This window comes from Citrobacter sp. T1.2D-1 (assembly GCF_950098555.1).
GTDB lineage: Bacteria > Pseudomonadota > Gammaproteobacteria > Enterobacterales > Enterobacteriaceae > Citrobacter_A > Citrobacter_A telavivensis.
Genome location: NZ_CATNHH010000012.1, coordinates 249,862 through 262,946, shown reverse-complemented (window position 1 = coordinate 262,946; position 13,085 = coordinate 249,862). Strand labels below are relative to the sequence as shown.

Below are 13,085 nucleotides of genomic sequence, written 5' to 3'. Positions count from 1 at the left end.
ACGATCATGACCAATAATCCCCCCCGTATTCAACCCGGCGAGTATGGTTTTCCCCTGAAGTTAAAGGCCCGTTACGACAACTTTATCGGTGGCGGCTGGGTTGCCCCGAGTGATGGCGAGTATTACCAGAACCTGACGCCCGTTACCGGGCAACTGCTATGCGAAGTGGCTTCTTCCGGTAAAAGGGACATTGACCTGGCGCTTGACGCGGCTCACAAGGTGAAAGACAAGTGGGCGCATACTTCTGTTCAGGATCGGGCAGCGATTCTGTTCAAAATTGCTGACCGCATGGAGCAGAATCTCGAACTGCTGGCGACGGCGGAGACCTGGGATAACGGTAAACCGATCCGTGAAACCAGCGCAGCGGATGTCCCGCTGGCGATCGACCACTTCCGCTATTTCGCCTCCTGTATTCGTGCCCAGGAGGGTGGGATCAGCGAAGTGGATAGCGATACGGTGGCTTATCACTTCCACGAACCGCTCGGTGTGGTTGGGCAAATTATCCCGTGGAACTTCCCCTTATTGATGGCGAGCTGGAAGATGGCGCCCGCGCTGGCGGCGGGTAACTGCGTGGTGCTCAAGCCTGCGCGCCTGACGCCGCTGTCCGTTTTACTGTTGATGGAAGTGATTGGCGATCTCCTTCCCCCCGGCGTGGTGAACGTGGTGAACGGCGCTGGCGGTGAGATTGGTGAGTATCTGGCGACCTCGAAACGCATTGCCAAAGTGGCATTCACCGGCTCAACGGAAGTCGGGCAGCAGATCATGCAGTATGCCACGCAGAATATCATCCCGGTCACCCTGGAGTTGGGCGGGAAATCGCCAAACATCTTCTTCGCCGACGTGATAGACGAAGAAGATGCCTTCTTCGATAAAGCGCTGGAAGGCTTTGCGCTCTTTGCCTTTAACCAGGGCGAGGTCTGCACCTGCCCGAGTCGCGCACTGGTACAGGAATCCATCTATGAACGCTTTATGGAGCGCGCCATTCGCCGCGTAGAAAGCATCCGCAGCGGTAACCCGCTGGATAGCGTGACGCAAATGGGGGCGCAGGTCTCTCATGGACAGATGGAAACCATCCTGAATTACATTGATATCGGCAAGAAAGAGGGGGCGGATGTCCTGACTGGCGGACGGCGTAAGCAGCTTGAAGGTGACCTGAAAGACGGCTATTACCTCGAACCGACGATCCTGTTTGGTAAGAACAATATGCGCGTGTTCCAGGAGGAGATCTTTGGCCCGGTACTGGCGGTCACAACGTTCAAAACAATGGACGAGGCGCTGGAGTTAGCCAACGACACCCAGTACGGTCTTGGCGCGGGCGTCTGGAGCCGTAATGGCAATCTGGCGTATAAAATGGGACGCGGCATTCAGGCAGGACGCGTGTGGACCAACTGCTACCATGCTTATCCGGCCCACGCGGCCTTTGGTGGCTATAAGCAGTCTGGGATCGGACGCGAAACCCACAAAATGATGCTGGAACACTATCAGCAGACGAAATGCTTGCTGGTGAGTTACTCCGATAAACCGCTGGGACTTTTTTAACTGACGGCGTTATGCCCGATGACGCTTTGCTTGTCGGGCCTACGATAATATCGTGACTCGTAGGCCTGATAAGTTACTTTTCAGAGAATTTCCGGGCTAATTATATAATGCAGCGGTTGCCTTAAGTTCATCACTAAACGTGTAAATATCATCCAGCGTTTCGATTGGATGGCGTGTTTCGTTCTTTTCTAAATCGAACAATCCAATATATTTCTGATTTCGATTGAAGTGTAACCGGCAAATGGGTTTTCGGTTATTGTCGTCAATCAATATGCCAAAGTAGCTTTTTGTATCTCGGTGCACAATTCTTGGAGCATCGATAACTGCTCTGGTTATTGCTTTAACTATATGAAACCCCTCAAGTTCATCTGCTGTTGTTTGAATGTCGACTTCATCTTTAGTGATGATTTCCATCTCAGGTTCTGGCGATTCTGCTACTGGAGGAACATTACCACCCATTGCTGATTTTAACCGCTCATTGATTTGAGAGTTTATATACTGGCTGGCGGCTTTTTGTGTTAGCACTGTAAAGGTATCTTTAACTTTTTGCGTCAAAATGCCGTCATGAATTCTTGATGCAAAAAATTTAACAAAATCTTCTTCAGGATTGTTAAGCTGTGTATGAAGAATTTTTTTAATCATGCTGACATATTTTAATTCACCGGCAGAGTTAATGATAGATTCCAGGTCAAAGGCTGATTTTGTTAGTTTCTTTATTTCCGGAATAACAAGCTCATCTAAATCAAGAAGATTGACTTCTAAAAATGGTTTTTCATCCATTTTATTTTGTGCATCTAAATCAGTAAAAAATTTATACTCTTGTCCGTTAGTTAAAATAGATATTCTGGCATTGGTTACATGAAAATAACGGAAAAGTTGGGAGGCATGATTTATATTGAGAGGCTCACCTATTTTTTTACACTCAATCAATATTTGAACTTCGCCATTTTTCAGTATTGCATAGTCTATTTTTTCACCTTTTTTTGTACCAATGTCGCAAACAAATTCAGGAATAACTTCCGTAGGATCAAAGACATCGTAGCCTAGCACATTATTGATGAAGGGCATGACGAAAGCATTTTTCGTGGCTTCCTCCGTCTCAATAGCACCTGATTGTTGCTTTATTTTTGAGGCTAATGAGTTTAACTTTTCCATAAATTCTATAGTCATAATATCCTCATGGTACATTGCTATTATATTGGTAACGAATCACTACGTTGATACCTGACAACCGTAAATTTATTCACACTAAACTCATGATAACGGTTGATAAACAAGTAAAAACACTAAAGCTATAATGCACAAAGTAGCAATTTTCCGTACATGAGATTCGTCACGTAATCGAAAAATAGCGCTACTTTTAATGTAGGATTAGTTTTGATGAGACTCTCAAGGATTAAGTTTGCCTAAAAGTCGACTTCATACAGTGTTGGGTGATAGGAAATTGAACGGGTAGCAGCAGGCTGGAGTGTTGCTACCCTACATGACGATTAATCCATCACCTTCACCTGTAACGGACGGAAACGGCTGTAAACCCACAGTCCCAGGCACGCAATCGACCCGATAAAAACGGTAAACAGTACCGTGATAAACACGCCGCTGAACAGCGCGGCAGGAATAGCCAGCAAACCGTGTACGGGTTGATCGTTCCATTTCACCAGGTCGAAGCCAAAGAGACTCAGAACACCGCAAACAAAACTGAAAGATATCATCGGGATACCAAGGCCAATGAGTAATAACCGGTAGATGATGGCAGCGTTGATGCGCTTGAGGCTAACGGTGGATGAGGCTTCCGCGTTGTTCATTTTTGTTCCTGTTGTATTAGTGTTAAAACATAATAAACTGCGACTTGCATAAAAAACAATACACTAAAAAATGTACAGTATATAAAAAACCATATGTCGATATATAAATATGAGAATTGCATGGCATCTGGTCATTCCACTATCATTCTTAAACCCTTTTATTTTTGACTATATCCTCTGGGGGGAATATGTTTCTTGATTATTTTGCACTTGGGGTGCTTATTTTTGTATTCCTGGTCGTTTTCTACGGAATTATTATTTTGCATGATATCCCTTATTTAATTGCAAAAAAACGCAATCATCCTCATGCCGATGCCATTCATGTCGCAGGGTGGGTGAGTTTGTTTACATTACACGTTATCTGGCCTTTCTTGTGGATTTGGGCCACGCTATATCGTCCGGAGCGCGGGTGGGGAATGCAAAGCACTGAGCCTGGCGTTGTGCAACTCCAGGAACGTATTGCCGGACTGGAAAAACAACTGGCTGACCTGAAATCCTCCACTGCCGGGTATTAATTATGGATTTACTGATTATCCTGACCTATGTGGCTTTCGCATGGGCGATTTTTAAGATCTTCAAAATTCCCGCCAATAAATGGACGATCCCGACAGCGGCGCTGGGTGGGATATTTATTGTCAGCGGCTTAATCTTATTAATGAATTATAACCACCCCTATACGTTTAATGCGCAAAAAGCGGTGGTGTCTATTCCTGTTGTTCCGCAGGTCACCGGCATGGTGATTGAAGTGACGGACAAGAAAAATACGCTGATTAAAAAAGGTGAGGTGTTGTTCAGGCTTGATCCCACGCGCTATCAGGCCAGGGTGGATCGTCTGTTGGCGGATATTGTGACGGCGCAGCATAAGCAGCATGCGTTGGGTGCTGAACTGGATGAAATGGCCGCTAATACGCAGCAGGCAAAAGCCACGCGGGACAAGTTTGCGAAAGAGTATCAACGCTATGCGCAGGGAAGTCAGGCGAAGGTGAATCCGTTTTCTGAGAGAGATATTGATGTTGCGCGGCAGAACTATCTGGCGCAAGAAGCCTCGGTGAAATCGTCAACGGCGGAGCAACAGCAGATTCAAAGCCAGTTAGACAGCCAGGTGTTGGGTGAGCATTCGCAAATCGCCAGTCTGAAAGCGCAGCTGGCCGAGGCGGAATATAACCTTGCACAGACCATCGTCCGCGCGCCGAGTGATGGCTATGTGACCCAGGTGCTGATTCGCCCGGGAACCTATGCAGCCTCGTTGCCCCTGCGCCCGGTGATGGTGTTTATTCCTGCTCAGAAGCGGCAAATTGTTGCGCAATTCCGCCAGAACTCGCTGCTGCGACTGGCGCCAGGCGATGAAGCGGAAGTGGTGTTTAATGCCTTACCGGGCAAAGTATTCAGCGGTAAGTTGGCTGCGATAAGCCCCGTGGTGCCGGGCGGGACATACCAGGCTGGCGGGACGTTGCAGTCGCTGAATACGGTGCCGGGATCGGAAGGCGTCATTGCGACGATTGAGTTGAACGAACATGCTGATTTAAGCGCATTACCGGATGGGATCTATGCGCAGGTAGCAGTCTACTCCGACCATTTCAGCCATGTCTCTGTCATGCGTAAAGTACTGTTACGTATGACCAGTTGGGTACATTACCTCTATCTCGACCATTAATTGTCGTTGACGGATGCTTGCTCGGGCCGCAACAAGTGTGCTTGAGCAAGTTGGTTGCGTATTTCACGCAGCATTTCATCAAGCACATACTGCACTCGCCAGGGCTGGTACTCCCGCTTTCGGAAGATTGCAACCAGGTCCAGCCACCACTCATTTTGTGCAGGAAAGCAAGGTACCAGCGTACCGGCCTGGAGATCGCCTTGTACGCTTTTATCAGGGGCAAAGACAATGCCCAGATGATTACGCGCCAGTTCCAGCGCCGACTGGGTGTTGTCACAAACATAATTTCCCGTGACGCGATAATCACGAATCTCTTTACTTCCGGTGACGTTAAACCGCCAGATATTAGCGTCATCAATCATCATGGAATCAATCAGAATACAGGAATGATGCTCAAGATCGTCAGGTTGATGAATGGGATGCATCTCAAGATAAGTGGGGCTGGCGAAAGCGGTTACTGCATATTTGGTGATAAAGCTGGCAACCAGCGATTCGTCCTTGGGATGGGCATAGGTAATTAACACATCACAGTCATCAGGGAATTCAACGCCTTCAAAAAAGGCTTTCCGCTCAAGATTACACGTTTTCAGCGACAAAGTGATGTCGCCAATATCTTTGATTTGCGCAATGACGTGTTTAGACAAGTAAGCGATAATGCCTGTCGGCGCGTACACCGTTACCCGTCCCCGCTTTTCGTGCTTATAATCAGCAATGAAATGGTTAAGCTGCTCGTTTCTGTCGAGCATGTCATTAATGTAGGGCAGGAGCGCCACGCCAAAAGGCGTCAAGGTGAGTTGCCGGGTTGTCCTGTCAAAGACCTTAAGACCGATTTTTGATTCAAAATCAGCAAGATACTTACTGACATTGGCCTGTGCGATGCCAAGTACGGTAGCAGCATGGCTGATGTTTTCACTGGCAGCTATTACCGAAATGATCTTTAACTCCCGGTGCTTGAGTTGTAATTTATTCATCGCAGCAGCTCAATATATATAAGTTTTTATATATTACTATATAAATATGGTCCTTGCACCGAAGAATTTGTAAGCATTATTATTTCCGACGATTTGTGGCTTATTTTAAATGGAATGTCGGGCATGTTAATTAAACGCAATATAGTAGCACTATTTGCTTTCTCCTTTATCGCCAGTGCATCAGCTTCAGAATTATCCATCGGTGCGGGTGCGGTATATAATGAATCTCCTTATCGTGGGTATAATGAAAATACCCATGCCATTCCCCTCATTAGCTATGAAGGTGAATCATTCTATGTCCGGCAGACCGCTCTGGGCTACATTTTGTCTAAGAGTGAACAAAATGAATTCAGCGTGACCGCCTCCTGGATGCCGTTGGAATTTGATCCTTCTGATAACGACGACCACGCCATGAAAAAGCTCGACAAGCGCGACAGCACAATAATGGCGGGCGCGGCATGGTATCACCATGAAAGTTGGGGCAGCGTGAAGGTCTCTGCCGCCGCCGATGTCCTGGATAACAGCAACGGCTGGATGGGGGAATTATCGCTGTTCCGCAAAATTCCTGTCGGCCAACTTTCTCTGATCCCATCCGTCGGCGTTTTCTACTACGATGAAAATTTTAACAATTACTATTATGGTGTTTCAGGTAGCGAATCCCGCCACAGCGGCTTAGACCGTTATTCCGCGCAGGACAGTTGGGTTCCTTACGTCAGTCTGACCGCGAAATACCCCGTCACCGACAATATTGTTCTGATGGCGAGCGCGGCTTACAGCGTGCTGCCGGATGAAATTAAAGACAGCCCGATGATCGATCGTGACGATAGCTTCACCTTCCTGTCAGGTGTGAGCTGGCGCTTCTAAAGACGTGAGAAGACTTGCCGGATGGTGGCCGTTACCCCAGCCTGGGATTGTGTAAATTCGAGGTCTGCCGCCATTCGGCATATTTCTACCGCTATTCTGATAAGAGAACTACACTGTAATGGTAATTGTCCCGGAACTGCCTGTTGCCGGGAGTCACTCCCCCTCTCCATGAAGCATAGTTGACCCATACAGCATATTAAACTGTAGTTTGTGATAAATATGCCCGTTTAACTTGCGCCGTCGAATATTCACACCGAAATAGAGTAACGCTCTGATAATTTGTTTTTAGATATTATTTAACAGCGTCTGAATTTATCCTTCAGCTATTCATTCTGCACTTTACCAATGGCGAGATTAAAATGATCGCTTCAGGTATCTATTGAAATTAACTCTATTTTTTTTAAACTTGCGTAAGACAATATCTACAAGGACTTACACATGTTTAGCTATCGATAGTTCAGTAAAACGTGAGTATGTAATGATGGAATACCAGTTACATGGATTTATGATAGGTCGGGAAATATTTTTTGACATCAATGAGTCGAGAATTTTCAGGCTTCCGGTAAATAAAATGGACAGTGTAATTGCATTTGGTGGCGTATTTTTTAACCACACGATGTTACGCTTGTTTGTTTATCTTTTACTGAACGCCCGGACCCATTATGTTTCAAAAGATGAGTTACTCGTCAACGTCTGGGAAAAAAATGAATTAAGTGCTTCGACACAGCGTTTGTCTACGATGGTAAAAAATCTCAACAACAAATTATATTTGCTGGGATTACCCCAGCATTCCATCGTCAGCGTAAAAGGAAGCGGATACATACTGGCACTGGATAATATTCAACCGCTCTACAGTGTGGTAGATGAGGCAGATTATCAAATATAGGTATCACTCAATCGAGTGCCAGCTTATTCCGTAGCGTGATGTCGCCTGCGGATTATTACCCCTGGACGTCAACGCCCAGGGTTTTTTTTTATATGTCAGGCAGAAAACGAGTCGCAAACATAAGGCGAATCCCCTGAACGTTTCAGGCATCTGACAAAATTCGACCATTTCCCTTGTTTGATCAAGGCAGCCGCGTCATTCTCTCTGGCACTCTGTGGTTTTACGGCGGAGGGAGGGAGCAATGAACCGGTTTATCATGGCGGATGCGGCAAAGTGTATTGGCTGTCGTACCTGCGAAGTCGCATGCGTGGTCTCGCATCAGGAGAATCAGGACTGTGCCGCGGTGTCAGCAGGACATTTTGTCTCACGCATCCGGGTTATTAAGGAAAATACGTTCACCACCGCCGTTGCCTGCCACCAGTGTGAAGATGCGCCGTGTGCCAATGTCTGCCCGACCCAGGCCATTCGTCGCGATCGTGGACATATTTTTGTTGAACAGGCGCACTGTATTGGCTGCAAAAGTTGCATGCTGGCTTGCCCGTTCGGCGCAATGAACGTCGTCGCGCAAACCTCGCGCGTACAGGCAGTGAAATGCGATCTCTGTTGGCATCGTGATACGGGACCTGCCTGCGTGGAGGCTTGCCCGACGGGGGCATTGAATTGTCTGGATGCGGCGAGCGTGCAACGTCAGCGTTTACACGCTCAGCCTTTATAAGCGCGTCACCCGGCCTGGTTGGGCCGGGACAGCGTTACTGATTTTCCGCCCAGGCGCGTTCTACCTCTTCAGCCAGAATTTTTACCCCAGCTTCAATTTTCTCCGGATCGGGAACATAGTTCATACGCATACACTGGTGCGTGTGCGGCCAGGGCTTATCAAGCCCCGGGAAGAAGTAATGTCCCGGTACCATCAGCACACCACGTGCTTTCAGGCGCTGGTAGAGCAGTTCGGTGGTGATGGGCAGGTCCTGGAACCACAACCAGAGGAAAATCGCCCCTTCAGGTTTGTGAATTAAGCACCGATTTTCAGGTAAATAGCGGCGGATGATCGCAATAGTCTGCTGAACGCGCTGTAAGTAAAACGGCTTGATAACCGTTTCTGACAGTCTCATCAGGTCGTTGCGCTTAATCATCTCGCACATCATCGCCGGTCCAATCCCGCCGGGCGCGAGGCTGATGATGCCGTTCATATTGGCGATAGCCGTGATGATTTTTTCATTGGCGATGATGATGCCGCAGCGTGAGCCAGGCAGGCCTAGCTTGGAGAGGCTCATGCACAGCACAATGTTGGGATTCCACAGCGGACGCGCTTCGCTAAAAATAATACTCGGGAACGGTACACCATAGGCATTATCAATCACCAACGGAATACCGTGCTGGTTGGCAAGCGTGTCGAGTTTTATCAGCTCTTCATCTGTGATGACGTTACCCGTCGGATTGGTTGGTCGGGAGACGCAGATCATCCCGGTCTCTTCGCCAATGTGCAGATGTTCAAAGTCAACGTGATACTTGAACTGGCCCTCTGGCAGCAGTTCAATATTCGGTCGCGCCGAGACGAACAGATCCTCCTCCAGCCCGGAATCTGCATAGCCGATGTATTCCGGTGCAAGAGGGAATAGCACCTTTTTGGTGGTCCCATCGGCGCGACGGCCAGCAAAAAGATTAAACAAGTAGAAAAATGCGCTCTGACTGCCGTTTGTTAGTGCAATATTCTGCGGTTCGATATCCCAACCCAGATTCTCACGGAGTAGCGAAGCGAGCGCGGTCAGCAGCTCGGTTTTCCCCTGCGGACCGTCATAATTGCAAAGCGCATCAGTGAGTTTGCCGTTTTCCAGCATCTCAGTCAGGAGCGTATGGAAGTAATCCTGCATCGCCGGGATTTGTGCCGGATTTCCGCCGCCCAGCATGATTGCGCCTGGGGTGCGTAAACCGTCATTGAGGTCCTCCATCAGGCGGGTAATGCCTGAATGGCGGGTGAATTTGTCGCCAAAAAGTGAAAATGTCATAACGGATGGTCTGTCAAACGCTGAGTCGAAGTGGGTTACCTTAACGCTAGCACTGGCAGGGTGCAAATCGAGCTGAAATGCGTGTTTTGGCGTTTTACGCTTATAATTTTCATAAAGGTGGTGTTTTGTTCTGTGGTGTCTGAGGGGTTCAACCCTCAGACGCCGGTTCACGTTAGCGCTGACCCGCCCAGATGACCATTACGGTGTCGTCGCCGTGCTGGCGCACGAAACCGTACCCTTGTTTGAGTGAGAGCGTGGTTTGTCGGCCTGCGCCGATGGCCGGATGTCGGGCTCTGAACTGACCGAGGCGCTGCCAGTGGGTGACATTGTCGGCTAATTTACCGCTGACATCCTGCCAGTTCATATCTGAACGCGTGCCCTGTAACGGATCGGAACCCGTAGGACCGAAAGGCCGTAAGGATTCATCACCATAGAATATTTGAACGGCACCGGGGGCTAACAACAGCAACTCAGCCGCTTTATCACCACCTTCGCGGAACAGGCGAGTATCGTGCGAAGAGAGGTAGCTCAGCACATTAAAACCCTGTAATTTTTCCGCCATCTGTTGCCAGGTGAGATCCATACCAGACAGGCAATCGACTGTTTTTGCAGCCTGCTCCTGATAGTCAAAGTTGATCATGGCGTCAAAGCCGTGGCGATAGTAATCGCTTTGCATCACGCCGTGGCCCCAGGCCTCGCCGGTCATCCAGAACGGCTTATCATCGAGCGCTTTGTCCGGGTTGGCTTTTTTCCACTCCACCAGCGCCGCGCTGGCCTGCGTTTTTAGCTGTTGCCAGGCCGGAAGTTCGACGTGTTTCGCGGTGTCGACGCGAAATCCATCGACACCGTAATCGCGCACCCATTGGCTCAGCCAGTGGGTCAGATAATCCCGGGGCGTGTAGCCTTCAATGGCTTTCGTGCGTGTATCGATTTTGTGTTGATAAAACACCGGCAGGCCGGAGGGGATCGTCGACTCGGTCTTCAGATCCGGCAGAAAAGCCAGCGACATCGTGAGATCGTCAAAGCCAGGGTTGTCGTAATCGCCAATATCAGTACGGATCCACGCTTTCCCCCACCATTTTTCCCAGGCGGCCTTATCGCTAAAGTTGATGTAATCATTGAAGCTGTGCCAGCTTTGTCCGGCAGCGGGTTTCCAGTCTGTCCAGCGATCGCCGAGCGTTTTTTTCAGTTCATCGCCAGAAAGATAGAGCGCGCCGAACTGATATTCCTGCATATCTGCCAGAGTGGCGTAGCCGGTATGGTTCATCACCACATCAAAGAGAATGCGGATCCCACGCTGATGTGCGCCGTCAATCAACGCGCGCAGATCGTCCTCACTGCCCATGTTGGCATCAAGGGTGGTCCAGTCCTGGGTGTAATAACCGTGATAGGCATAGTGCGGGAAATCGCCTTTTGTGCCGCCGCCCACCCAGCCATGGATTTGTTCGAACGGCGCGCTTATCCACAACGCATTCACGCCCAACTGTTGCAGATAATCCAGTTTGCGGGTCAGACCGCGCAAATCGCCGCCGTGAAACGTGCCGATTTCCTCCATGCCGTCTTTATGGCGACCGTAACTCTGGTCATTCGAGGGATCGCCGTTCTCGAAACGGTCGGTCAGCACAAAATAGACCGTGGCGTTGTGCCAGTCGAACGGAGCAGGCGCATCGGTCTCTGCCCGTTCCAGCAGTAACAGACCGTTACTGGCCGGAGCGGGTTGCAGGGTTATTCGTCCGTTTTTAACCATGGCGGTCTGTCCGCTGTAAAAATCGCGCACCACGCTGCCTTCCGGGAAGGTCTGTGCGACCTCTAACGTCAGTGGCGAACCCTCCCACGTCGGACACTGGCGCACCACATTTGCTGTCGGTTCGGCCTCGCGCGGCACCGTAATCATCAATGTTGGCGTGCCAGAGCGGGTATCGATTTCCAGCGTGTAACTGCCGTCTTTGAACAGACGCCACTGCGGCGGGGCGCCTTCGCACGGGATCAGCGAAAGCATCTGATTGAGCTTTATCGCGTTAGCCGGCTGCCAGCACTGTTGGTCAAAATTTAGCGTTAATGAGCGTGTACCCTTTGTCAGCTCAGCGTGGCTGGCAAACTTACCGGTTCCCTCGGCGGTAAAGGCGGGGAAGCCCTGAGACGTCCATGTTGCGGCGCTCGCGATACCTGGCAGCAGCGCGAGGGCAATGGCGGCAAGTTTCATGATGCGGTCCTTTTTGCGGCGATTTTAATCAGTTTGCCTGAGAACCCGCTGACGAAACTCATCCTTCAACCGCATTCAATCAGGATGAGGGGTACGGATGAGTGATTTAGGGCAAAAAATAGCCTTGATTTGCGATAACCACCACAAATCTTTCGAATTAGTCCCTCGCGGGATAGTTTATGCGTGACACGGTTTCGGAATTGGCCTATTCATTAGGGTGCTCTTGATCGCTATTTTTGATATGATTTGAGATTCGAATCTCAAAATTGTGAAAAATAAAAGGTGTTGGAATGATTCAATCCGACCAGGAGACCTAATGATATTGACTCCCATGCGACGATATGGGGCAATGATTCTTATGTTACTCACCATGGTATTTTCGGGTGAGGTGCTGGCAAAGACGCACACAACAACATCGAGTCAGAAGTCCCACGTAACCAAGACAAGTCATAAACAGGTAAGCAGTAAACAAGAGTATTCTCGCAATAGTGCAAAGAGCAGTTCACTTCCTGATTTGCGAAAATACCCTTCCGGAACACCAAGAAAAAAAGCGTTTCTCCGGACCGTTATGCCTTATATTACCAGTCAAAATGCTGCGATCACGGCCGATCGTAACTGGCTGATCTCAAAGCAGTATCAGAACCGTTGGTCACCGACCGAGCGTGCGCGTATGAAAGACATCGCGAAGCGCTACAAGGTGAAATGGTCTGGCAACACGCGGAGCATTCCGTGGAATACGTTGCTGGAACGCGTAGACATTATCCCGACCAGTATGGTGGCGACGATGGCTGCGGCAGAAAGCGGTTGGGGTACCTCTAAGCTTGCGCGTAGCAATAACAACCTGTTCGGCATGAAGTGTGCGAAAGGGAGTTGTAACAATGCGCCAGGTAAAGTGAAAGGTTACTCTCAGTTCGATTCCGTCAAAGAGTCGGTCAACGCCTATGTGATCAACCTGAACACGCATCCGGCTTACGCCTCTTTCCGTAAATCGCGCGCGCAGCTGCGTAAAGCGGATCAGGAAGTGACGGCGACGGCGATGATTCATAAGCTTAAGGGTTATTCAACGAAGGGACAGAGTTACAACAACTATCTGTTCGCGATGTACCAGGATAACCAGCGATTAATCGCAGCTCATATGTAATCCCGAACGCCTTCTGCAA

The 13,085-nt window shown here is 49.2% G+C and carries 12 protein-coding genes; 7 read left to right on the top strand and 5 right to left on the bottom strand.

Going from position 1 to position 13,085, the window contains the following annotated elements; translation table 11 throughout:
* The first annotated feature begins 6 nt into the window (after nt 1–6).
* The gene (gene aldB / locus QQZ17_RS12640) at nt 7–1,539 is read left to right on the top strand and encodes an aldehyde dehydrogenase AldB (RefSeq protein WP_152400563.1); all 1,533 of its coding nucleotides are present in this window, start codon (nt 7–9) and stop codon (nt 1,537–1,539) included.
* Nucleotides 1,540–1,635: 96 nt separating this feature from the next.
* Here the strand turns inward: aldB and QQZ17_RS12635 are convergent, their stop codons facing one another.
* Together QQZ17_RS12635 and QQZ17_RS12630 are read right to left on the bottom strand one after the other, a co-directional pair.
* Complete coding sequence (locus tag QQZ17_RS12635; RefSeq protein WP_152754494.1) at nt 1,636–2,709, bottom strand: type I restriction endonuclease; 1,074 nt, start codon at nt 2,707–2,709, stop codon at nt 1,636–1,638.
* Between the two features lie 320 nt (nt 2,710–3,029).
* Nucleotides 3,030–3,344: a hypothetical protein gene (locus QQZ17_RS12630; RefSeq protein WP_152400561.1), complete on the bottom strand. Its 315-nt coding sequence runs from the start codon at nt 3,342–3,344 to the stop codon at nt 3,030–3,032.
* 188 nt (nt 3,345–3,532) lie between these two features.
* On the opposite strand from QQZ17_RS12630, the gene QQZ17_RS12625 reads away from it, so the two are divergent.
* Nucleotides 3,533–3,859 (top strand): DUF3302 domain-containing protein, encoded by a 327-nt coding sequence (locus QQZ17_RS12625; RefSeq protein ID WP_152400559.1) that lies wholly within the window; start codon nt 3,533–3,535, stop codon nt 3,857–3,859.
* A 2-nt stretch (nt 3,860–3,861) separates the two neighbouring features.
* On the top strand, nt 3,862–4,998 hold the full coding sequence (locus QQZ17_RS12620) for an HlyD family secretion protein (RefSeq protein ID WP_152400557.1): 1,137 nt from the start codon (nt 3,862–3,864) through the stop codon (nt 4,996–4,998).
* Here the strand turns inward: QQZ17_RS12620 and QQZ17_RS12615 are convergent.
* Nucleotides 4,995–5,969 (bottom strand): LysR family transcriptional regulator, encoded by a 975-nt coding sequence (locus QQZ17_RS12615; RefSeq protein ID WP_152400555.1) that lies wholly within the window; start codon nt 5,967–5,969, stop codon nt 4,995–4,997. The genes QQZ17_RS12620 and QQZ17_RS12615 overlap by 4 nt on opposite strands.
* Before the next feature lie 123 nt (nt 5,970–6,092).
* On the opposite strand from QQZ17_RS12615, the gene QQZ17_RS12610 reads away from it, so the two are divergent.
* The 3 genes from QQZ17_RS12610 to QQZ17_RS12600 all read left to right on the top strand — a co-directional run bounded on the left by QQZ17_RS12610 (nt 6,093) and on the right by QQZ17_RS12600 (nt 8,434).
* Complete coding sequence (locus tag QQZ17_RS12610) at nt 6,093–6,833, top strand: MipA/OmpV family protein (RefSeq protein WP_152400553.1); 741 nt, start codon at nt 6,093–6,095, stop codon at nt 6,831–6,833.
* A 478-nt stretch (nt 6,834–7,311) separates the two neighbouring features.
* Entirely contained in the window at nt 7,312–7,719 is a 408-nt protein-coding gene (locus QQZ17_RS12605) for a winged helix-turn-helix domain-containing protein (protein WP_226991609.1), read from the top strand.
* Nucleotides 7,720–7,960: 241 nt separating this feature from the next.
* Nucleotides 7,961–8,434: a 4Fe-4S dicluster domain-containing protein gene (locus QQZ17_RS12600; protein WP_152400551.1), complete on the top strand. Its 474-nt coding sequence runs from the start codon at nt 7,961–7,963 to the stop codon at nt 8,432–8,434.
* A 34-nt stretch (nt 8,435–8,468) separates the two neighbouring features.
* Here QQZ17_RS12600 and avtA read toward each other — a convergent pair whose 3' ends face one another.
* On the bottom strand, nt 8,469–9,722 hold the full coding sequence (avtA, locus tag QQZ17_RS12595) for a valine--pyruvate transaminase (protein ID WP_152400549.1): 1,254 nt from the start codon (nt 9,720–9,722) through the stop codon (nt 8,469–8,471).
* 172 nt (nt 9,723–9,894) lie between these two features.
* Entirely contained in the window at nt 9,895–11,925 is a 2,031-nt protein-coding gene (gene malS, locus QQZ17_RS12590) for an alpha-amylase (protein ID WP_152400547.1), read from the bottom strand.
* Nucleotides 11,926–12,241: 316 nt separating this feature from the next.
* Here malS and QQZ17_RS12585 point away from each other — a divergent pair, with 316 nt between their 5' ends.
* Complete coding sequence (locus QQZ17_RS12585; protein ID WP_152400545.1) at nt 12,242–13,066, top strand: protein bax; 825 nt, start codon at nt 12,242–12,244, stop codon at nt 13,064–13,066.
* Nucleotides 13,067–13,085: the final 19 nt, after the last annotated feature.